This is a genomic window from Thermoplasmata archaeon, from assembly GCA_035622275.1.
Taxonomy (GTDB): domain Archaea; phylum Thermoplasmatota; class Thermoplasmata; order Lutacidiplasmatales; family UBA184; genus Lutacidiplasma.
In genome coordinates, this window is the sequence record DASPVQ010000005.1 from 61842 (window position 1) to 83298 (window position 21457).

Here is a 21457-nt window from a genome sequence, read left to right on the forward strand (position 1 = left end):
CCTCCGGGAGGACCTGAACCAAGAGTTCAAGTCCACGTTCTCGCCCGGGTCATTCGTAGAACCGGACCGAAAGGCCCCGAACTCGTCCGAAAGCTCGATCCCGGGTGACGACCTCTTCGCCATGCCGCATCGAGATTCCCGCGATGAAGAGATCCCCCTCCGAAAGGCGTTCGCCTCGAGACATAAGGTCGGCGGCGATGTGAGCGATCGTGTCGATGGCGTCCTGATCGAAGGGCAAGAGAGGGAGGGAGGCCAGCAAATCGCGAACTCGTTGTAGGTACGCACCTCCGAGTCGCTGACCGCCCGAGAGCACCTCGACCCCAGCCGGCGGAGAGATGCTCACTTGAGTCCCCTCGCGGTCGAATGCGGCGGCCATCTCGACCGCGGATGCTCGCCGCTTCAGGAGGTCGATGACGAAGGTCGAATCGAGAGAGACCATTACGCCGCTGGCTTCCTGCCCGCTCGACGCTTCAGCTGCGACCAGCCGAGCCGCCCTGAGGCCTCGAGGAACCGCTCAATCTCCTGTAGTCGATCCTTCGGAGCTCCTTCCCAGGCGCCGGCGAACTCGGAGAGGGGAACCGAATGTTCCGCCAGCCGGCGGACCGTCTCGCTGAAACTCTCATGGGGATGCTTTGCTCGGCTCAGGGCGTTATACGCCTCGACTGTGATCGTGATGGTCTTTACCGCCATGGCGCCCCGACCGTGCGATGGTCAGTTCACTTAAATGTATTGTGGTCAGTTTATGGAGATAGGCAGCCACGGGAGGGACCTGAATTCAGGGTTCAAGCTCCGTCCGTGGGGGCGTGATTCCCGACCTGACTGACTACAGCCGGCCCGGCGCGCGATCGCGAAATCGGGATCCCGTTCAGAAATGGTCGACCCCGTCGAGCGGGCGTTCCTGCCCCCTTAAAGGCCAGGGGGTTCTGTCTCCCGAACGTGGCGCGGCACGCCTCCAGGATCGAACGGGCGGCCGCCCGGAACATCCTCCGCCGCTGTCTCAACGTCAAGCGCGGCGAGAATGTCCTCATCGAGGTCTGGGATCACAACCTTCCGTTTGCCTCGGCGTTCGTCGACGAGGTCTGCCAGCTCGGCGCTCAACCGTACGTTCAGTACCAGGACCGGGATGCCTTCTGGTCGGAGTTCCGACGGGGGAGCCCTCGCTACTTCGGAAACGCCGGGGCGATCGAGCGGGCAGCTCTCGAAGCCGCCGACGCCTACGTCTACTTCATGGGGCCGGAGGATCTCTACCGGTCCTTCCAGAAGGCTCGGAAGTCTCCGAGGTTCTGGAAGGCGTTCGTCGCCTACCAAGAGCCGTTCTACGAGATCGCCCGTCGGACGGGATTGCGTGGGTCTCGGCTGAGCATCGCCTACGCCGACCGGGGCGACGCTCGGAAATGGAACGTGAAACGGTCGACCTGGCACCGCGAACTGATGCAGGCGTACCAGGTGGACCCCCGGTCGATGCTCCGCGACGCGTCCAGACTTTCCTACTCGTTGGTGAAGGGACGGCGACTCTCTATCCGCCACCCAAACGGGACGTCGCTCGACTTTCGACTCAACGGGGCCCGGCCGTCCGTCTTCGCGGGGGTCCATGGGCGGGACGACGTCCGGCCCCGGACCCATGGGTGGGGCGACCCGACGGTGCTCAACGACCTCCCCTGGGGCGTCCTCTCCGTGAGGGTCGCCCCGCATTCTGGTAACGGAACATTGGTATCGAACCGACCGAGCTACTACGGGTGGGGCAAGACTGAGGGCGCGTGCTGGACTTTCCGTAGAGGCGCTCTGGTGGAGCGGCGATTCGAAGGAGGAGGCCGGGGGTTCTCCCGTCACTTTTCCTCCGCGCGCGGCGGCCCTGAGCGGTCGGGGTCGCTCCTGATCGGCTTGAACCCGGCCATCCACCGCGCACCCAACGTCCAGTTTTCTGAGCTGGCCGCGGTATCGGTTCAACTTGGGCAAGGCCAGATCTCGTCGGATTATCCATCCGCGCTCTACCCTAAGGCCACTCTCGCCGGGGGCACCGTCGTCCTGGACGACCGGCCGATCGTGCGAGCCGGGCGGATCCTGTAAGGTCGAGGTCGCGCGCAGCCCCGGGTCCATTTCTCACCCACGAGCTTCCGGCGAGGAATCTCGCCTGGTCCATCGCCCCCCATCGAGCCGCAGGGAGGGTCGCAAGGGCAAGCCAACTGGGGACGACGGGCCCAAGCTGTTCAGGCTCCCGGATCGCCCCACGTCGCCGGTCGAATGTCGGCGCATTTCACGGTGGGCGAAATGGCACGGACCGATGCCCCGTGGCTACCTCGATTCCGTCAGGTGTTCTGAGGTGAGAGTCGATGGATGAGCCCCCGCCCCCACGCGTTGGAGAAGGATGATGAATCGGGGGTCGGCCCGCAGGCCGTCGTACGCCGAGCTCGTTCTCAAGGAGAAGGAGAGCGACTCGAGTCGGCGGAGGTTGTTCTCAGCCAGGGCCTTCTCCCAGAGAGCGTACGCCGCATCGAGGTGGCCGAGCGCGACTTGAGCTTGCGTCACGCAGTGGTAGGCCACGGTCCGGCTCTCCGAGAGCCTCGTCAAATCGTCCAGGATCTGGGATGCCTCCGTCGATTCCCCGGCCCGGGCCAGGGCCCATGCCAGGTTCGAGCGGGTCAGGTCCGTCCGCTGAATCTCTTCGGCTTTACGAAATTCGGAAACCGCCTCGGCGACCTGCGACACTCCCATGTAGCACTCCCCGAGGCCCGTTCGGAACTCGATGTGGGCCGGGTCGAATTCCAGAATCCGGAGGAGGACCGCGATTGCCTCGACAAAGCGCCGGTTGTTCTTGAGAACCCATACGAGCATCTCGTTCGCGAAACGGTCGAGGGGGGCGAGCTCGAGGGCGATCCGGGCCTGGACTAGGGCCTCCTCGACGCGACCGGTGGTGGCGAGCAGTCCCGCGTAGTAGGAGTGGTTGTAGGTGTTGTTGGGGTTCAGCTCGAGAGCGGTCCTCGCTTCCCGTTCGGACCCGACCATGTCTCCCTGGTAGAACTTGAGCGCGAGCAGAGCCGCATGGGCATCCGAATCCGAGGCGTCGAGCTCCAGCGCCTTCGTGGCCGCGGATTCCCCCTCGGCCCACGCCGTCTCCGCGGGAAGGGCTCCCAGCAGGTAGAGTGACAGATAGCTGTCGGCCAGCCAAGCGTACGCTGACGCATACGCCGGGTCGATCTCGATGGCGCGTCGGAAGCACTTGATCGAGCTGAGGAGGCTCGACTCGCGACCGTAATCGGTCGTGTTGTACGCGACTCCCCGGAGGTACAACGCGTGGGCTTCGGGGTTGCGAGTCGGCTCGGCCTGGACCTTGGCGCGTTCACCCGACGCAAGTCTCACCTTGACGGCGTCCGCCACCGTTTGGGCAATATCCGCCTCGATGGCGAAGAGGTCCTTCATCTCCCGGTCGTACGACTCGGACCACAGATGGGAACTGGTCTCCGAGTCGATGGCTTGGACCGTGACTCGAATCTTGTCCTGAGACTTGCGGACACTCCCTTCCAGAATCGTGCCGGCCTTGAGCTCCCGGGCGATCTCCTCGACGTTGCGAGTCCCGTCCCTGTACCTCTGCACGGACGTCCGTGCGAGCACTGACAATCCGCTGATCCGAGACATCGTGGCGATCAACTCCTCGGTCATTCCGTCGGCGATGTACGCGTCGCTCGGATCCGGGCTGATGTTGGCGAACGGGAGCACGGCGACCCGATGCGGATGGGTGACCGCGGCGCTCTGCGCCGAGTTGACCCACGGCAGGACAATCCGATAGGTATCGACCGGTTCCAGCACTCCTTTGAGCGGACGAGGTCCGAGGCGCTCGAACTGGTACGGAACCTTGTTGCGGACCTGGTCGTAGATCTGACTCGACGTACACACACCCCCGGTCTCCGCGAGGTGCTCGATCCGGGAGGCGATGTTGACCGCGTCCCCGAGGATGTCGGCCCCACGCTCCTGAACGTCCCCGAGATGGAGGCCGATCCGGAGCCGGAGGGGTGGCCCGTCAACCCTCGAGTTGCGCTCGTGAATGGCCCGTTGGAGCGACACCGAGCATTCGACGGCATCGAGAGCGTTGGAGAACTCGACGAGGAGTCCGTCCCCCATCGTCTTGATCAGCCGCCCGCGGGAGGCGGCGACCACGGGCTCGACCAATCGAGCCTGATCCTCCAACATTCGGAGCGATTCCGCCTCGTTTCGCTGGGTCTCGGAGGTAAAACCTTGCAGGTCGGTGAACATGATGGCGGCAAGGCGGCGGGTCGAGGACACGGGGGCGGAACCGGCCTCTGTTAGATTAAAACCCCGATATCGGGCCATTCCATCCGCGCTCTCAGCCGAAAACCGCGCCTTACCACCCTCCGGACTGGTGCTCCCCTGCCAGTTCGATCCGCGTGTAAGGGGATGTTCAGGACAGAGGCGGTCACGCCGTCGCGCACCCCCTCGATTGATCGAGCGGTGCCTCGCCAACGGGGTTCAGCAGCCACTGGAGGGACTTGAACCCCCGACCTGCTGATTACGAATCAGCCGCTCTGCCGACTGAGCTACAGTGGCGTCCGTCAGCGGCGATGCCCTCTTCCGCATAACCTTGGCCTACCCGCCCCGAGGCGCCGTGGACGGCACGCACGATTCCGACGCCCGCCAGCGCCTCGAGCGCGCCCGAGATGTCCCGGACAAGGACGGCCGGGTCCTATCGCCCGAGCGACCGGCGCACCAGTCGATCGCCGGTTCTCGCGCGGACGATTTCGTCTGAAGCGAGATGACGGCGCGAGGTCTGTCGAGGGACGCTCGCGGCGCGCCCGACGCGTCCGCGGCTCGAGGCGACGTGGACGAACCGCGGGTGGTGCCGGAACGCGGCGAACGGTCGGTCACCGCCCCGACGACCTTCGCGTCGGTCCGCCCGAACTATCGACGTCCGCGACGGGGCGGCTCCGGCGGGGTCGGGGCGCTCACGGGCGAGCCTCCGCGCTCGACCGCTCCGCTCCCTCGCGCAGTATCGCGAGTCGGGCGGGAGCGCGGAGGCGGTCGAGGTAGCTCGCCACGGAGGCCGGGACCCGGGCTCGCCAGTCGCCGTCACCGGCGAGCTCGGCACGGATCTGGGCGCCCTCGAATCGCTGCCGTTCGACGAGCGCGGGGCGCTCGACCCGATAGCCGGCCTGATCGAACAGCAGCTGGGTGAGCGGGTTGTTCGTGTAGACGCGTTCGAAGCGCGGCAGCAGGCTCTCCAGGTAGCGCACCCAGAGGGCATGCCGGTCGATGTCGGGGATCGGTACGGCGAGCGTGCCGGAGATCCCGGCCTCGGAGAGCGCCCCCGAGACCATCTCGAGGCGCTCGCCCGCGGTGAACGGATCGCGCCAGGTGAACGACGCCTGGGCGCTGCCGATCCCGAGGATCAGCTCGTCCGACGGGTGCTCCGCCCGCAGCGTGCGGACCACCGCGAGGTGACCGGAGTGGAACGGCTGGAATCGGCCGACCAGCAGGCCGCGCACGGGCGGCGCGATATCACTCCGGGGTCAAATCCTCGACGTCGTCGAGGAACTCGTCGATGTGCGGGCAGCGGGCGGTGAGGTAGTGACGACAGTGCGAGCAGTGCCGGTCGTCCCACGCCGGCCGCAGCTGGCTGTTGAACTCGTAGCAGGGCCGGTTCGTGAAGCGGTCCTCGTCGTCCTCCTCCTCGCCCGGCGACGGGCCGGGCAGCGGCCGGGGAGCGAGCGGCGGGTGCACGGGCGCGCGATACGGACCCTTCACGACCCCGCCGGCCGTCCCGGAGGTGCGGTCGCGCTGGTCGCCGGCAGCGGCGCGGTGTCGTCGGCGGTCCGGCTCGTCGCGTGGACCATCGCCGCCAGCCGCTCGAGCAGCGACTCCTTCTGGGAGCCCTGTCCGACGAGCGCATACTTCAGGACGTCCCGGAGCGTCCGCACCGGGATCACCTCGACCGCGCCGCGATAGCGCGTCTCGAGCACGAGGTCCTCGACGTTGTCCTCCGGGATGAGGACACGACGGATGCCGGAGTCGGCCGCCGCCTCGACCTTCGCGGTCACGCCGCCCACGGGCAGGACCTGCCCGCGCACGCTGAGCGATCCGGTCATCGCGACCGACTGGTCGACGGGGACGCCCTCGAGGGCGCTGATGACCGCGGTCGCGATCGACACCGAGGCGCTGTCGCCCTCGACGCCATCGGACGTCCCGACGAACTGGATGTGGATGTCGTAGCGCGAGATGTCCTCGCCCGTGTACTTCTTGATGAGCGCGCTCACGTTCTGGACCGCCTCCCGGGCGATCTCCCCCAGCTTGCCGGTAGCCACCACGACGCCGCCGTCCCGCGTCTGGGCGGGCGTCACCTCGGCGACGATCGGCAGCACGATCCCGGAGAACTCGGCCATCCCGGTCTGGGCGTTGATCGCCGCGAGACCGTTGACGACCCCGACCGCCGCGCCCTCGGTCGAGAACATGCGGTACTCCTTGCGCCGCTCGATGTAGCGGTCCGCGATCTGCTGCTCGAGCGAGCGGCTCGCTCGCTTGGCTCGGACGACCTGCTCGGCCCGCACGACCGGAACGCCCTCGCTGAGAGCGATGTCGCCGGCGACGCGCACGAGCCCGCCGAGCTCGCGCAGCCGCAGCGTGAGCTGCCCGGAGCGACCCGAGCGGCGCTGGGCCTCGCGCACGACCTCGAGGACCGCCCCCATGTCGAAGTGGGGGATCTTCTTGTCCTTCACGATCTCCTGTGCGACGAACCGGACGATCTTCATCCGGTTCTCCGGCGTGTCGGGCATCGTCGTCTTGACGTAGAGTTCGTAGCCGTAGCCCCGGATGCGCGAGCGCAGCGCCGGGTGCATCGTCTGGACGCTGTCGACGTTGCCCGCCGCCACCAGCACGAAGTCGGACGGGACCGGCTCGGTCTTGACCATCGCTCCCGCGGAGCGCTCGGACTGCCCGACGATCGGGAACTTGCGCTCCTGCAGCGCGGTCAGGAGCGAGTGCTGGCTCTCGATCTTGAGCAGGTTGATCTCGTCGATGAACAGCACCCCGCCGTTCGCGCGGTGGATCGCGCCGACCTCGACCCGGTCGTGGGGCGGCGTCTCGAGGCCACCGGACTGGAACGGGTCGTGCTTGACGTCCCCCAGGAGCGCGCCCGCGTGGGCGCCCGTCGCGTCGACGAACGGCGGCTTCTCGTCCGGCGTGTGCGAGACGAGCAGCTTGGCCACGCCAGCGCCGGCCTCGTTGCGACTTCCGGAGAAGCGGATCAGCGCGTAGAGGATCAGCACGATCAGGATCCCGAAGAGCAGCGCCGTCCAGTCCGGCGGGTGGCTCGCGAGCGTGATGTAGAGCGTCAGCCCGAAGACCACGAGCGCGATCACGACGAACAGGATCGTGCGCTGCTCGCGCTTCTGGGCCGCCTCCAGCTTCTGGGCGGCGACGATCTCCTTGCCCTTGCCCGACGGGACGACCCGGATCTTCGGTTCGTTGGGGTCCTCGTTGTTGGGGTAGGCGAGGATGTCCTGGAGCTGCTCCTTCGGCAGGAAATCGACCATGGCCCGCGCGAGCATGCTCTTGCCCGTCCCGGGCTCGCCGATCAGCATCATGTGCCGCTTCTGGGTCGCCGCCTTGCGGGCGACCTCGACGGCCTCGTCCTGACCGATCACTTGGTCCAGCAAGCGGGGCGGGACCTCGACCTGGGACGTCGACTGGTAGGGCAGGCCCCGCGCCCACTCGTCCAGGTCGCTGGGCGGCGTCGGTTCCACGGCTTCTGCCGACGGGGTATCCGCGCCTTCTGCCATGCCGGCTTCTCGGCCCGACGAGCGGACCGTCCGCCATCGGAACCATGCGTCGGAGTCTATAAATGCGTTAGGGCAGCGAAACGGCCCGGTAAGCGCTCGTGGCGGCAAACCTCGTCCCCACCCCGCCGGCGCCCGAGGGTCGGGCGTTATCTATCGAGCCGAACTCAGCGGGCGGGCGCGCGGCGTGACCGAACGACTCGAGGGGAAACCGGTCGCGGAGGAGATCGCCGCGTCGGTCCGCCGGCGACTGGGGAGCGGCGCGCCGGGCGCGGCCCCTCCCTCGCTCGTGAGCGTGCACCGAGGCGTCGATAGCCCGTTCCGGTTCTACCTGGCGCGCCAGGCCAAGGTCGCGGCCGGGATGGGGGTGCGGTTCCGCGACGCGGCGCTCGCCCCGGGCGACGGTCCCGAGGCGCTGACCGCGCGACTGCGCGCGCTCGACGCGGACCCGAGCGTCCATGCGGTGCTGGTCGAGCACCCGCTGCCGCCGCCCTTCGACTTCCTCACCGCGCTCGCGGCCCTGCGACCGGAGAAGGACGTTGACGGGGTAGGGGCCGCTAGTCTCGGGCGGCTGGTGGGCGGACGGCCCGTTCACGTCCCCGCGGTCGCCCGAGCCGCGATCGCGATCGCCCGGCACTACGAGGTGCCCCTCGCCTCCGAGCGGGTCGTCGTGATCGGACGGAGCGAGACGGTCGGCCTGCCCCTCGCGCTCGTGCTGACCGGCCGCGATGGAGGCATCGGAGCCACGGTGACGGTCGCGCACTCGCGCACGCGGGACCTGCAGAGCGTCCTCGCGGGCGCTTTGACGATCTTCTCCTGCGCGGGGCATCCGGGCCTGCTCGATCGATCGAACGTTCCCGAGGGTGCCTACGTCATCGATGTCGGGCTCTCGAGCCTCCCCGATCCCGACGCTCCGGGGGGATCGCGGCCGGCTGGCGACGCCGACGCCGCGGCGCTCGACGGCTGGGCGGGCGGACTGACGCCCGTGCCGGGCGGGGTGGGACCCGTCACCGTCGCCGAGCTCATGGACGGGGTCGTCCGCGCGCGCGACCTCCTCGCCTCGGTCGGGGGCCTTGCATGAGCCCGCCGGCGAGCGGCCCCGCGCGCCGACCCTCGCGTAAGCCGCCGCTGCACTGCCGCGACTGCCCGATGTGGTACGGGGCGGAGGACTCTGGCTGGGGACCCTGCTCGATCAAGCATCGCCGGGGGGACCGACGCTACCTCACGTGGGGGGGCCACGAGTGCGACGAGGGCTACTCGCCGCCCGCCGCCGCCCCGGTCATGGCCCGCGCCGACCAGTTGAGCGGGCTCCGCTCGACCTCGAGCGCGTCCGCAGTCGGATACACCTCGATCTCGAAGGCGGGCCAGGGAAGGCGGCGTGCGACCCGGCGCAGGCGCTCCGGCGCGAGCTCGACCCGCCGTCGAGCGGGGTCGACGCGGTAGTCCGCGGGGGCCAGCCGGGCGCGCGCGGCGACCCGGCGGCTCCAGCGGAGGAGGTCGACCGGACGCGGTGACTCGACGATCCCGAGCACGATCGTGCCGTCGGACGTGCGTTGGGCGAACGGCGGTGCGGTACGCTCGGCACGACGCAGCAGGCGCTGACGCAGCTGCACGCCGTCCTTGAATCGCGACGAGCAGTAGTGGACCGGGATCGACACGTGCGCCTCGCGCACGATCCGCTCCGCCAGGGCCCGGCTCCCCCGGACGCCCCAGCCGTTGCGCGGGTCGAGCCGATACCCTCGCTCGTGCAGCTTCTCCTCGTTCGTTTCCGAGAATTCGAGCTCGTTGAGATTGACGAAATCGACGCCGATCCCCTCGAGCGCGACCAATAGGCGACGCAGCTCGACCTCCTTTTCCGGCAAGACCGGGATCTCGACCCCTCGCCGGACCCCCCACGCGGGGGCCGCCGCGAGCACGTCCCGGTAGGCGCCGCCCGACGCCGCGAGCGGTCCCCACAGGTAGTGCGGGATGTGCAGTCGGAACTCGTCCAGGCCGGCCGCCGCGAGGCGTTGGAGCTTCTCGGCGTTGGGTTCGTGCGTGTAGAGATGGATATGGTGCTCCGGGCCGAACTCCTGCTTCAGGAGGCGAACGTAATGCTCGACCCGGTCGATGACGCCGAGCGGGTCGCCGCCCGTGATCCCGGTGCCCGCCGCCCCGATCGACCGGGCCTCCTCCAGGACATCGGCATCGCGTTCCACCCGTCGCTCGTTCGCATAGACAACGTCGAGCTGGTTGCGCGTTGGCGACACCGGGCAGTAGAAGCATCGAAAGCGACAGAGCCCGGTCACGAACAGCACCATCTTGCGGCCTTCGCTGCACTGGACGCAGGCCGGTGAGAGCGGGCCCCGGTAGCTCGAGGCCATCGGCAATAGCTGGAGGCCGTCGGGGACCATCGGTTCGAACGAACGCTCGGCCCTCGGTAAAAGCGTTGCCGCGAGCCCCGCGATCTGGCCCCGCCGGAGCCCCGTTCGGGGGGGGGCGGCCGGCGCTCGGGCGCGCCTCGTCGTCGACCGGACCCCCGCGCCGCATGGTGGCCGAACGCCACCAAGTGGGTCCGAGGAAGGGTCGGGGCTTAGATTCAAATCCCCCGCCCGACTGAGCGCCCGCGATCTCGGAGGGCACGCGCGATGGAGATGCAACCGGGCCAGATGGCGTACGACCGCGCGAGCACCGTCTTCTCCCCAGACGGACGGCTCTTCCAGGTGGAGTACGCGCTGCAGGCGATCCAGATGGGCGGCACCGCGGTCGCGGTGACCTACGACACGGGCATCGTCTTCGTCGCCTACCGCAACCTTCCCGTGAGCTCCCTCGCCGACGCGGGCTCGATCGAGAAGAGCTTCGCGATCGACGCCGGTCTCGGATGCGTGACCGCCGGACTGATCGCCGACTCCCGCGTGCTGGTCGAGTTCCTGCGCGTCGAGGCCCAGCGGCACCGCATCACCTACGGCGAGGCCGCCGCGTACCCGCTCCTCGGCCATGCGCTCGGCACGCTGCTCCAGCAGTTCACCCAGTTCGGCGGCACCCGTCCGTTCGCCGTGTCGCTCCTCCTTGGCGGATTCAACGACGGCGCCCCTGGGCTCGTCGAGCTCGACCCGAGCGGGGCGACGATCGGATGGAAGGCCTACGCGATCGGCCGCAACCGCCGTGCCGTCGCCGACTACCTCGAGGAGAAGGTGACCGACAAGCTCGGCGAGGAGGCCGCGTTCAAGCTCGCGGTCCAGGCGGTGGCCGAGGGCTCCCCGACCCCGTTCCAGCCCGAGGCGCTCGACGCGGCGATCCTGGAACCGGAGAGCGCGCTGCGGCGGCTCGCAACCGCCGAGGTCGCGCGCCGCGTCCAGGGCCTGCCGTTCATCGGGGCCCCGGAAAAGCGCGCGAACGGCCGCTAGGCGCGCGCGGGGGCCGGGCCTCGCCCGACCTCGCCCCCGGCGCCGGCAGGATCGTGCGGATCGCCGCGCGTAGGAGCCGCGCCGTCGTCGTCGGCGAATAGCCGACGCTCAGGTCCCAGACGGCGCCGCGGAACAGGCCGAGGACGAGGAACGCCAGCAGCTCCGCATCCGTGTCGGACGCGATACGACCCTGGCGCTCGAGTTCGGCGACGAACCGCCGCATCATCCGGCGGTCCTCGTCGTGGTCGAAGCGCAGGGCGGAGCGGATCGCGGGATCGTGGGCGGCCTCGGCCAGGATCTCGAACCAGAGCGCGGTCTCCTTCGGCTCGAGCATCCGCCGTGTCATCCGCTCGAAGTCCGAGACGAGGGCGTCGACCGGATCCGGGCGGGCGAGCGCATCGGCGATCCAGCTGCGAGCGACGCGACGACTGCCGGCCTGGATCTCCCGCAGCAGGTCGACCTTGCTCGGGAAGTAGAGGTAGAGCGCCCCCTTGCTCACTCCCAGCCGCGCCGCGACGTCGTCCATGGTCGTGGCCCGGAAGCCCTTCTCCGAGAACAGGCGCTCGGCGGCGTTGGCGATCCGCGCCCGCGCTTCCGCCTTGTAGCCGGGGACGACCTTGGGCATGGACAGCGCCCGGAAGACGCTCGCGGTATAACCGGCTTTCCGTTCCACAATATGACCGTTAGTATGAAAACTGACTTATAGTCACTTATCTGTCCCACCCGCGGGGGCTGCGGCCGAACGCGCACCATGACCGACCTCGATCCCTCCCCGGCGCCCCTCGCTCCGACGACCGTCCCGCCGTCCGCGCACCTCTCGGAGGCCGCGGCGATCGGGGTGATCGTCGGGATCTTCCTCGCGATCCTGCTCGCGGGCCTGGACGCGCTCGTGGTCGCGACGGCCCTCCCCACGATCGCAGCCTCGCTCCACGGGGCCGATGGGATCACGTTCGTGGCGAGCGCCTACCTGATCGCCTCGACCGTGGCGATCCCGCTGTTCTCCCGGCTCTCCGATCTCTACAGCCGGCGCAACGTCTTCCTCCTCGCGCTCGGGATCTTCCTCGGCGGCTCGGCGCTCGCCGGCCTCAGCCAGAGCCTGGACCAGCTGATCCTGTTCCGCGGGATCCAGGGCTTCGGCTCGGGCGCCTTCCTGCCGGTCGGCATCGCGATGGTCGCGCTCCTGTTCCCACCGGCGATGCGGACCCGCCTGACCGGCCTGCTCTCCGGCGCGGCCGGGATCTCGATCGTGGTGGGCCCGCTCCTCGGCAGTTACATCGTCGACGTCACGAGCTGGCGCTGGGTGTTCTACGTGAACCTGCCGATCGGCGTCGCCGCCCTGGTCGTGCTCGCGCTCGTCCTCGGCCCGCTCCGGGCCGAAGCGTCGGGGCGCTTCGACGGGCCGGGGGCCGCGCTGCTCGTCGGCTGGGTCTCGGCGCTCATGCTCCCGCTCGTGGAGATCTCGGACGGGGCCTGGGCCGCGAGCGCGCCGCTCGCGCTGGGGCTCTTCTCGACCGCCGCGGTCCTGTTCGTCGCGTTCCTCGTCCGAGAGCTGGGGGAGAGCGAGCCGCTGGTGCCCCTGCGGCTGCTCGGTCGCCGGGTCGTCGCCGCGACCGGGGCGATCAGCCTGCTCAACGGCATCGTCCTGACCTCGCTGATCACGCTGCTCTCGGTGTTCGTCGGTGTCGTCCTGCTGCCCGGGAACCCGAACGCCGCGGACCTGGTGCGCGACGTGATCTACTTCTTCGCGATCCCGCTCATCCTCGGCGCGGTGGCCGCCGGCGGCCTGCTCACGCGATGGCCGTACCGCGTCGTCCTCGCGCCGGCGCTCCTGGTCGGGGGCGCCGGCGGGTTGTTCCTCTACGGGGTACGCGCGACGACCCCGCTGTGGGTGCTCTCGTTCGGCTTCCTGCCCGTGGGCGGCCTCGCCCTCCCCCTCATCGTCCTCGGCTTCGGCGCGGGCATCGGCCTCGCCGGCGTCACGATCGCGATCCAGAACGAGGTGCCCCGCTCGGAGGTCGGCGCCGGCGTCGGGATCGTGCGCTTCCTCCAGAGCCTCGGGGGCGCCGTCGGGCTTTCGCTGCTCACCGTGTTCATCACCTGGCGCTCCGCCCAGGGGCGGCCGGCCGCGCCCGATCCGGGGGCGGCGCTCGGCGCGGTCATCGCCGCCTACGACCTCGTCTTCCTCGCGATGGCCCTCCTGACGCTCCTCGCCGGCGGGCTCGCGCTGCTGATCGGTGGACGGGTCGCCGCCGAGCCGCGCCCCACTAGCCCGGGGCCGGACCCGGGCGCACCCGGGCTCCGTCCAGCTCCTCCCGCAGCCGGATCCGTCGGCGGGTCCGGTGGTAGGTGACGGCGAACCGGTGCGCCTCGTCCCGCACCGCCCGCAGCAGGAGCATCGGCGGCGCGTTCGGGTTCGGCTTCATCGGCGACGACCGGTCGGTCCGGTAGACCTCCTCCTCCCGCTTCGCCAGACCGATCGCGGGGACCCGCTCCTCGAGCCCGAGGGAGCGCAGGGAGTCGACCGCGGCCGACAGCTGGCCCGCGCCGCCGTCGATGAGGAGGAGATCGGGCAGGGGCTCGGCCTCGGCCAGGCGGCGGGCGTAGCGCCGGCGCACGACCTCGGCGACCATCGCGAAGTCGTTCGTGCCCTCCACGCCGCGGATGCGGAAGCGCCGGTACTCCGATCGCTTCGGGCTCCCCCGGTCGAAGACGACGAGCGAGCCGACCCCCTCGAAGCCCTGGAAGATCGAGATGTCGATCCCTTCGATCCGGTTCGGGATCGTCGGGAGGGCGAGGAGGTTCTGCAGCGCGACGAGCACCTCGCGCGGCGCCGGGCGCGGGACGACCTGGTCGACCGTCGCGCGCGCGAGGCGCTCGGCGAGCCGACCGAGCGCGGCGTAGCGGCCGGTCGGCCGGAAGTGGACCTCGACGCCCCGCGTCCCGAACAGCTCGTCGAGCGTCGCGTCGATGCCGGCGGGTCGCGCGCCCGCGACGTAGATGCGCTCGGGCAGCTCGACCCGCGCGCCGTAGTACTGGGTCAGGAACTGGCGCAGCACCTCGCCGGGCTCGGGGAGGTCGTCGGCCGGGATCGCCACCAGGTGCGGCTCGGTCCCGCGGACCTCGCCGTCCTCGACGCGCAACAGGCCGAGCGCGACCCGCAGGCTCGCCGGGTCGTTCGGGTAGGCGAGCGCGAGCACGTCGGCGCGCCCGGTGCCGCGACCGACGACCGACTGGCGCTCCTGGAGGGCGCCGAGGCCGGCGAGCGCGTCGCGCAGGAGGCCGGCACGCTCGAACTCCTCGCGGGCGGCCGCCCGGCGCATCTCGGCCTCGACCTCGGAGCGGACGAGCGGCGCCTGGCCGCGCAGGATCCGCACCGCCCGCTCGACGTCCGCCCGGTAGTGCGCCGCGTCGATCGCGCCGATGCACGGGGCGCTGCAGACGCCGAGGTGGTAGTACAGGCAGGCGGCGCGGGGCAGGCGCACGCACCGGCGCAGCCGGAAGAGATCGCCGAGCAGCCGCTCGACGCTGCGGGCCTCCCGCGCGCTCGTGTACGGACCGAAGAGCAGCGTGCCGGGCGCCCGGCGGGGGCGCCGCACGAGGACGATCCGTGGGAACTCCTCGGCGCCCGTGACCGCGAGGTACGGGTAGCTGCGGTCGTCCTTGAGGAGGACGTTCTCCGGCGGCTGGTACTGCTTGATCAGGCTCGCCTCGAGGAGCAGCGCCTCCCGCTCGGTCGACGTGGGCACGAACTCGACGCTCGCGCTCTGGGCGACGATCGTGCCGTCCTTCCCGATCTTGGCGCGCAGGTGGTCGAGCACGCGCCGGCGCAGGCTCCGTGCCTTCCCCACGTAGACGACCTCGCCGCGCGGCGAGCGGAACAGGTAGACGCCCGGCGCGTCCGGGCCGAGGCGGAAGCCCTCGCCCGTCGCGGCGGCGAGCTGGCTCGCGGGGACGAACGCCCCGGGCGCCGGCCCCGCGCCCCCGCTCATCGGGCGCGCGCCCGGGCGAGCGGTGCCGCGCCCCCGAGCGCCGGAATGAGGAATCGGCCGGTGTGCGAGCCGGGAGCGCGAGCGACCGCCTCGGGCGTCCCTTGCGCGACGACGCGGCCGCCGGCGTCCCCGCCCTCCGGTCCGAGGTCGATGAGCCAGTCGGCCGACTTGAGGACCTCCATGTTGTGCTCGATCACGACCACCGTGTTGCCGCCCGAGCGCAGCCGGAACAGGACCTGGAGGAGGCGTTCGACGTCGGCGAAGTGCAGGCCGGTCGTCGGTTCGTCGAGCAGGTAGAGGGTCTTGCCGGTCGGCGGCTTGGCGAGCTCGTAGGCGATCTTGATCCGCTGGGCCTCCCCTCCCGAGAGGGTCGTCGCGCTCTGGCCGAGGTGGATGTAGCCGAGGCCCACCTCCGCGAGCAGGCGTAGGCGCGCGGCGATGCGCCGGTGGTGCTCGAAGAACCGGAGCGCTTCGTCCACGGTCATCGCGAGCACGTCGGCGATCGTCTTGCCCTTGAACGTGACCTGGAGAGTCTCCTCGTTGAACCGCCGACCGCCGCACTCCTCGCAGGCGATGTAGACGTCGGGGAGGAAGTGCATCTCGTATCGCAGGACGCCGTCGCCCTCGCAGGCCTCGCAGCGCCCACCGGCGACGTTGAAGCTGAACCGTCCCGGCGCGAAGCCGCGGGCCGTGGCCTCGGGCAGGCTCGCGAACAGCTCGCGGATCGGCGTCATGACGCCCGTGTAGGTCGCGGGATTGCTGCGCGGGGTCCGGCCGATGGGGGACTGGTCGATGAGCAGGACCCGGTCGATCTCGTCGATCCCTTCGATGTAGTCGTGGCGGCCGGGGCTCTCGCGGCCGAGCCCGAGGTGGCGCCGGACCGCCTTGTAGACGATCTCCTCGAGCACCGTGGACTTGCCGCTCCCCGAGACGCCGGACAGGGCGACGAAGAGACCGAGCGGGATGCGGATCGGGTCGCCCTTTAAGTTGTGCTCGCGCGGACCGTAGACCGTCAGCGCGCGATCGGTCGGGCTCGCTCGGCGCTCCGGCACCGCGATCGTCCGACGGCCGGCGAGGAACTGCGCGGTCAGCGAGCGCGCTGCGAGCCCGATGCGATCCGGCGGGCCCGAGTAGAGCACCTCGCCGCCGTGGATCCCCGCGCCGGGCCCGAGGTCGACGAGCCAGTCGGCGGCCCGCATCGTCGCTTCGTCGTGCTCCACGACGAGGACGGTGTTGCCGAGGTCCCGCAGCGTCTTCAACGTCGCCAGCAGCCGCGCGTGGTCGCGGGGATGAAGACCGATCGACGGCTCGTCGAGGATGTAGAGGACGCCGACGAGCCCCGAGCCGATCTGGGTCGCGAGCGCGATCCGCTCGGCCTCGCCGCCCGAGAGCGTGCCCGAACCGCGGTCGAGCGTGAGGTAGGTGAGTCCCACGTTCTCGAGGAACCCGAGCCGGGCGCGGATCTCCCTCACGACCTGGCCGACGATCTGCTCGTCGCGCTCGCTCAGGGGAAGGTCGCGGAACAGCCGCGCCGCGTCGAGCACCGTCATCGACGCGACGTCGGCGATCGAACGACCTTCGACCGTGACCGCGAGGCTCTCCGGCTTGAGCCGGCGGCCGCCGCACCGGCGGCAGGGGGTGAACGAGAGGAACCCGAGGTAGTACTCCTTCGCCCCCTCGCTCTTCGTGGTCCGCCAGCGCCGCTCGACCGCCGCGACGAGCCCCTCGCGCAGCCAGCCCGTGCCCCACCAATGGCCCGGGCCCCGGCTCGTCCAGCCGAGGCTGCGCTCGGAGCCGTACATCAGAGCCTTCCAGCCCTTCTCCGAGAGCTCCCGGATCGGCCGCTTCAGGTCATGGCCGAAAAGGCCGGCGAACGTCTCGAGGCCGCGGCGATCCGGCGTGAGCCCCCAGACCGCGATCGCGCGCGCGAGGGGCTTGTCCTTGTCCGGCACGATCCGATCGGGGTCGGCGTGCAGGGTCGCCCCGATGCCGAGGCACTCGGGGCAGGCACCGAACGGGTTGTTGAACGAGAACATCCGCGGCGTGAGCTCCTCGATCGAGAACCCGCACTCCGGGCACGCCCGCCGGCTCGAGAATGTCTCGCGGGCCCCGCCGGGGCGCCGGACGATCACGAGCCCGTCGCCGAGTTCCCGGGCGAGCGCGACCGATTCCGCGAGGCGACTCTCCTCGGACGGCCCGACCTCGAAGCCGTCCACGATCACCTCGATCGTGTGCTTCTTGTTCTTCTCGAGGCGGATCTCCGGGCCCGGCAGCTTCACCTCGACCCCATCGATCACGAACCGGCGGTAGCCGTCCCGTCGCAGGCGCTCGAGCACCTCCTTGTGCTCGCCCTTCATCGACCGCACCACCGGCGCGATCAGGTCGATGCGCTCGCCTACCGCGCGCGCCGCGACGCTCCCCGCGATCCGGTCGACCGACTGCGGTGCGATCTCGTGGCCGTCGTTCGGGCAGTGCGGGACGCCGACCCGCGCGAAGAGGAGCCGAAGGTAATCGTAGATCTCGGTCACCGTCCCGACCGTCGAGCGGGGGTTGCGGCTGCCGGCCCGCTGCTCGATCGCGATCGCGGGAGAGAGGCCCTCGATCGAGTCGACGTCGGGCTTGTCCATCTGGCCGAGGAACTGGCGGGCGTAGGAGGAGAGGCTCTCGATGTACCGACGCTGGCCCTCGGCGTAGAGCGTGTCGAAGGCGAGCGACGACTTGCCCGAGCCGCTCACTCCGGTGATGCAGACGAACTTGCCGCGGGGCAGGTCGAGGGAGACGTCCTTGAGGTTGTGCTGGCGGGCCCCGCGGATGCGGATCGCCCCGGTCGGTCCGAGCATCGTGCGCGGCCGCCCCTACGCCGGCAGCAGCGAGCGAACGGTCTCGGTGAGGCGGTCGAGCACGTGGGCCTGCACCCGGGTCCCGAGCTCCGCCGAGGCGCCGGTGGTGTCGCCGATCACGCTCTCGGGCCACTCGCTCTCCGAGCCCGGACCCGGCAGGAACGGGCTGCGACGGTTCGCGACGACCGGCCGCTGCGGACCGACCGTCGCCGGCGCGAGCGCGAGTACTCTGGAGGTCTCGAGCCGGCCGGCGTGCCCGTCGCTCTCGGGCGCGAGGCGTCCCCGCAGCTCGTAGACGAAGTCGTAGTCGGAGAGGACCGCGATCCGGGTCGCGGGGTACGCGCGCATCGCCTCGTCCGCCGCCTCGCGCAGCGCCGCCATGTGGCCGCGCTCGGCGTGGCCGCTCAGGACGAGGATCCGTCGCACGCCGGTGCGAGCGAGCTCGGCGAGCACGCCGGCCGCGTGGCCCTCGAGCTGGGCGATCGACAGCGAGACCGTCCCGGGAAAGCGGCGCGCGCCGGGCGCGGAGCCGTAGGCGATCGTCGGGGCGACGAGGGCGTCGACGCGCTCGGCGAGCGCGTCCGCCGTCGCTTCCGCCTGGATCTGGTCGGCCCCGAGCGGTAGGTGCGGACCGTGCGCCTCGAGGGCACCGACCGGCACGATTACGAGCGGGTTCGAGGCCAGGCGACGCTCGAACGTCCGCGAATCGAGCTCGAGCAGGCGGCGCGACACCGTCACGGACGATTCGACGGGCCGAGCGTATTTAACCCGGGGCGAGAGGTCGCGGAACGGCCGGGGGTCCTGGAGGGCGGCGGCGAGCTCTTAGTGCCGCCGGTGCTCCCGTTCGGCTTCGCGCGTCGCTACGGGGGTGCGGGAACGCTGCCGGCGGCCGGGACGGCGTCGGCCGACGCCGGACGCTTGGCGCGGGCCGCGCCGCGGCTCGCGGCGCGCCGCCGCGGGGCGCCCGCGGCGCGCGTTCGCCGGCCCGCCGCCGGCGCGGGGGCCGCGGCCTTCTTCGCGCCGCGGGCGGCGGGCTCCTTCGCCCGCGTCGGGCACTCGGGGTTGATACACAGGGTCCAGGGAGGCCGGCCCGCCTCGATCGCGGTGACGACCGGGGCGCCGCAGGTCGGGCATGGCGGATGGTCCTTGTCGAGCCGGCCGCGCTGCGGCAGCGGATAGGTCACGCGGCAGTCCGGGTAGCCGGTGCAGCCGACGAACCGCTTGCCGAGGAAGGAGTAGCGGATCTCCAGCGGATGGCGGCTGACGGGGCAGGTGCCGATCCGGAACGCGCGGTGGTGCTCGGCGCATTCCGGATTGACGCAGTAGAGCTCGGGGCGCTGTCCCCGGAACGTGATCTTGAGGCGGGGCGCCTTGCAGACTCCGCAGAGGAACTCGGGGGCGGGCTCGACGAACCCGGCGTTCGGCAGCGCGTAGGTGACCGGGCAGGAGGCCGGGTTGTTGGCGCACTGGATCCACCGGCTGCCGCGCGGGCTCCGCTGCAACAGGAGCGCCCCGCCGCACCGGGGGCAGGGCCCGACGAAGTGCTGGCGGTCGAGCGCGCCGCTCAGGGTCTCCTTCACCCCGGGGGCGTTCGCGGCGAGGAGCGCGTGCGCCTCGCGGAGCATCTCGCGCGACTCCTCGATCACCTCGGCCTTCGGCTTCTTGGACTCGGCGACGAGCTCCATGTCCTCCTCCAGGCGATGGGTCATTTCCGGGCGCGTGATCACGGGCGCGTGCGCCCGCAGCGCCTCGGTGACCGCGATGCCGGTCGAGGTCGGCTCGAGCTGGCGCTGGCTCACGTAGTGGCGGTCGAACAGCTTCTGCAGCACATCGTGCCGTGTACTCTTCGTGCCGAGGCCGAGCCGCTCCATCTCCTGGATCAGCGAGCCCTGGGAGAAGCGCCGCGGCGGCTTCGTCTGGTCCTGGACGAGCTCGATCCGGACGATCCGCACGGTCCGGCCTGTGACGAGCGTCGGCATCGCGGACTCTTCGGGCTGGGAGTACGGGTACACGCGGTACCAGCCGGGGTCGGTCAGCTGCTGTCCTTTCCCCTCGAACGGTTCGCCCGCGATGCGGATCTCGGCATGGCGTGCGATCCCGAGGGCGTCGGGCGCAACGGTCGCGAGGAAGCGACGGACGACCAGCTCGTAGACGCGGGCATGGTCCGGGCGCAGCTTCTTCGGATCGACCGCGGCGGTCGGATAGATCGGTGGGTGGTCGGTCGTCTCGGTGCGGCCCCGGCTCGGGCGGAAGGAAGGCTGTCCGAGCACGAACTCCGCGGCCTCGCCGAACGGGCCGTCCCGGAACTTCTCGACGAGGGAGCGCAGCCCCAGGCTGCGCGGGTAGACCGTGTTGTCCGTGCGCGGGTAGCTGATCAGCCCCTGCGTGTAGAGGTCCTCGGCGATCCGCATCGCGAGCGCGGCGCCGAGGCCGAGGCGGGTCGCCTCGGCCACGAACAGGGTCGTGGAGAACGGGGGCGGGGGGCGCCGCCGCGTCGCCTCCTCGCGGAAGGCGGTGACCTCGCCTTCCGTCGCGCCGCGCACGCGCGCGAAGACCGCCTCGGCGTCGTCCTTCTTTTCCCAGAGTCCGTGGGCGTGCCGGAGCGGGAAGGGCGTACCGCCCTCCTCGCCCTCGGCGTGGATCTCCCAGAACGGGCTAGGAACGAACTCCTTGATCGCCTGATCGCGCTCCACGAGCAACGCGAGAGTCGGGGTCTGGACGCGACCGGCGGACAGGAAACTCCGTCCGCGCTGGCCGGCGGTCAGCGACAGGTACCGGGTGAGCACGGCGCCCCAGAGCAGGTCGATCTCCTGGCGCGCGGCCGCGGCCTCCGCGAGGGCCTGGTCGAGCGTCTGGAGGTGGGAGAAGCTGCGTTCGATCTCCTCGCGCGTGAGCGCGCTGTACCGGGCCCGCTCGACGCGGATCGTCGGATGCACCCGCTGGAGGAGCTCGAGGCACTCGAGGCCGATCAGCTCCCCCTCGCGGTCGAAGTCCGTCGCGATGATCAACCGGTCGAAGCCCGGCACGATCGACTGGAGCGCCGAGACGATGCCGCCCTCGGTCACGCGCTTGAGGGGCGGCGTCTCGAGGAGCCGCGGGAGCGTCCCGAGCGACCACTCGCGGAACTCATCCGGATAGTCGAGCTCGACGATGTGACCGCGAAGCCCGACCACCGCGTACGGGCCGTCGGCGCGCTCGAACTCGAAGACGTTCGTGCCCGCGATGCGCGAGCGCTTCATCCGGCCATCGGAGAGCACGACCGCGATCCGCAGGGCCGTGTTGAACTTCTCCGCGACCACCAGGGTCCGGGTGGGAGCCACGGGTCAACGAGGTCGGGCGGCGTAGATAAGGCATGCCCGCGGGCACCGGCGAGAACCGGCGCCGAACGGGCGCGCGCGCGTTCGGTGCGGGCGTGCAGGGCGCCGTGAGCCAAAGCGCAAGAGAGCCGGCCGGCTGCGGAG

Annotated in this window: 16 protein-coding genes and 1 tRNA gene; 5 read left to right on the top strand and 12 right to left on the bottom strand. The window is 70.7% G+C overall.

Annotation, left to right across the window (positions count from 1 at the left end; genetic code table 11):
• Positions 1 to 49: 49 nt before the first annotated feature.
• Entirely contained in the window at positions 50 to 439 is a 390-nt protein-coding gene (locus VEL82_01675; GenBank protein HXW66581.1) for a PIN domain-containing protein, read from the bottom strand.
• A 497-nt stretch (positions 440 to 936) separates the two neighbouring features.
• Here VEL82_01675 and VEL82_01680 point away from each other — a divergent pair, with 497 nt between their 5' ends.
• On the top strand, positions 937 to 2067 hold the full coding sequence (locus VEL82_01680; protein ID HXW66582.1) for a hypothetical protein: 1131 nt from the start codon (positions 937 to 939) through the stop codon (positions 2065 to 2067).
• A 225-nt stretch (positions 2068 to 2292) separates the two neighbouring features.
• Here the strand turns inward: VEL82_01680 and VEL82_01685 are convergent, their stop codons facing one another.
• Entirely contained in the window at positions 2293 to 4278 is a 1986-nt protein-coding gene (locus VEL82_01685) for an adenylate/guanylate cyclase domain-containing protein (protein ID HXW66583.1), read from the bottom strand.
• A 209-nt stretch (positions 4279 to 4487) separates the two neighbouring features.
• A tRNA-Thr gene (locus VEL82_01690) sits at positions 4488 to 4560 on the bottom strand.
• 58 nt (positions 4561 to 4618) lie between these two features.
• Between VEL82_01690 and VEL82_01695 the strand changes: the two genes are divergently transcribed.
• On the top strand, positions 4619 to 4759 hold the full coding sequence (locus VEL82_01695) for a hypothetical protein (protein HXW66584.1): 141 nt from the start codon (positions 4619 to 4621) through the stop codon (positions 4757 to 4759).
• A gap of 196 nt (positions 4760 to 4955) precedes the next feature.
• Here the strand turns inward: VEL82_01695 and VEL82_01700 are convergent, their stop codons facing one another.
• From VEL82_01700 to lonB, 3 genes are read right to left on the bottom strand one after another with little or no spacing between them, the layout of a single operon-like run.
• Positions 4956 to 5495, bottom strand: coding sequence for a nicotinamide-nucleotide adenylyltransferase (locus VEL82_01700; protein ID HXW66585.1), 540 nt, complete (start codon positions 5493 to 5495; stop codon positions 4956 to 4958).
• Positions 5496 to 5508: 13 nt separating this feature from the next.
• The gene (locus VEL82_01705) at positions 5509 to 5754 is read right to left on the bottom strand and encodes a hypothetical protein (GenBank protein HXW66586.1); all 246 of its coding nucleotides are present in this window, start codon (positions 5752 to 5754) and stop codon (positions 5509 to 5511) included.
• A complete protein-coding gene (gene lonB, locus VEL82_01710) occupies positions 5751 to 7784 on the bottom strand; it encodes an ATP-dependent protease LonB (protein HXW66587.1) in 2034 nt (677 codons plus the stop codon). Before lonB ends, VEL82_01705 begins: the two co-directional genes overlap by 4 nt.
• Before the next feature lie 184 nt (positions 7785 to 7968).
• Between lonB and VEL82_01715 the strand changes: the two genes are divergently transcribed.
• Positions 7969 to 8862, top strand: a complete 894-nt coding sequence (locus VEL82_01715) for a bifunctional 5,10-methylenetetrahydrofolate dehydrogenase/5,10-methenyltetrahydrofolate cyclohydrolase (protein ID HXW66588.1) — start codon at positions 7969 to 7971, stop codon at positions 8860 to 8862.
• 172 nt (positions 8863 to 9034) lie between these two features.
• Here the strand turns inward: VEL82_01715 and VEL82_01720 are convergent, their stop codons facing one another.
• A complete protein-coding gene (locus VEL82_01720; GenBank protein HXW66589.1) occupies positions 9035 to 10174 on the bottom strand; it encodes a radical SAM protein in 1140 nt (379 codons plus the stop codon).
• A 234-nt stretch (positions 10175 to 10408) separates the two neighbouring features.
• On the opposite strand from VEL82_01720, the gene VEL82_01725 reads away from it, so the two are divergent.
• Positions 10409 to 11167 (top strand): archaeal proteasome endopeptidase complex subunit alpha, encoded by a 759-nt coding sequence (locus VEL82_01725; GenBank protein HXW66590.1) that lies wholly within the window; start codon positions 10409 to 10411, stop codon positions 11165 to 11167.
• Here VEL82_01725 and VEL82_01730 read toward each other — a convergent pair.
• A complete protein-coding gene (locus tag VEL82_01730; GenBank protein ID HXW66591.1) occupies positions 11130 to 11792 on the bottom strand; it encodes a TetR/AcrR family transcriptional regulator in 663 nt (220 codons plus the stop codon). The genes VEL82_01725 and VEL82_01730 overlap by 38 nt on opposite strands.
• 126 nt (positions 11793 to 11918) lie before the next feature.
• Between VEL82_01730 and VEL82_01735 the strand changes: the two genes are divergently transcribed.
• Entirely contained in the window at positions 11919 to 13517 is a 1599-nt protein-coding gene (locus VEL82_01735; GenBank protein HXW66592.1) for an MFS transporter, read from the top strand.
• On the opposite strand, the gene uvrC is transcribed toward VEL82_01735, so the two are convergent.
• The 4 genes from uvrC to VEL82_01755 all read right to left on the bottom strand — a co-directional run bounded on the left by uvrC (position 13432) and on the right by VEL82_01755 (position 21316).
• Complete coding sequence (gene uvrC, locus VEL82_01740; protein ID HXW66593.1) at positions 13432 to 15156, bottom strand: excinuclease ABC subunit UvrC; 1725 nt, start codon at positions 15154 to 15156, stop codon at positions 13432 to 13434. The two genes, VEL82_01735 and uvrC, sit on opposite strands and share 86 nt — an antisense overlap.
• A complete protein-coding gene (gene uvrA / locus VEL82_01745) occupies positions 15153 to 17996 on the bottom strand; it encodes an excinuclease ABC subunit UvrA (GenBank protein ID HXW66594.1) in 2844 nt (947 codons plus the stop codon). The genes uvrC and uvrA overlap by 4 nt, the downstream gene beginning before the upstream one ends.
• A 15-nt stretch (positions 17997 to 18011) precedes the next feature.
• Entirely contained in the window at positions 18012 to 18734 is a 723-nt protein-coding gene (locus VEL82_01750) for a creatininase family protein (GenBank protein ID HXW66595.1), read from the bottom strand.
• 122 nt (positions 18735 to 18856) lie between these two features.
• Positions 18857 to 21316, bottom strand: coding sequence for a DNA topoisomerase I (locus tag VEL82_01755; protein ID HXW66596.1), 2460 nt, complete (start codon positions 21314 to 21316; stop codon positions 18857 to 18859).
• Positions 21317 to 21457 lie beyond the last annotated feature (141 nt).

What these genes read in the sequence shown, in the direction of transcription:
- VEL82_01675 (HXW66581.1), bottom strand. Translation starts at nt 439, where the DNA reads ATGGTCTCTCTCGATTCGACCTTCGTCATCGACCTCCTGAAGCGGCGA.
- VEL82_01730 (HXW66591.1), bottom strand. Translation starts at nt 11,792, where the DNA reads ATGCCCAAGGTCGTCCCCGGCTACAAGGCGGAAGCGCGGGCGCGGATC.
- uvrC (HXW66593.1), bottom strand. Translation starts at nt 15,156, where the DNA reads ATGAGCGGGGGCGCGGGGCCGGCGCCCGGGGCGTTCGTCCCCGCGAGC.
- VEL82_01735 (HXW66592.1), top strand. Translation starts at nt 11,919, where the DNA reads ATGACCGACCTCGATCCCTCCCCGGCGCCCCTCGCTCCGACGACCGTC.
- uvrA (HXW66594.1), bottom strand. Translation starts at nt 17,996, where the DNA reads ATGCTCGGACCGACCGGGGCGATCCGCATCCGCGGGGCCCGCCAGCAC.
- VEL82_01720 (HXW66589.1), bottom strand. Translation starts at nt 10,174, where the DNA reads ATGGTCCCCGACGGCCTCCAGCTATTGCCGATGGCCTCGAGCTACCGG.
- VEL82_01725 (HXW66590.1), top strand. Translation starts at nt 10,409, where the DNA reads ATGGAGATGCAACCGGGCCAGATGGCGTACGACCGCGCGAGCACCGTC.
- lonB (HXW66587.1), bottom strand. Translation starts at nt 7,784, where the DNA reads ATGGCAGAAGGCGCGGATACCCCGTCGGCAGAAGCCGTGGAACCGACG.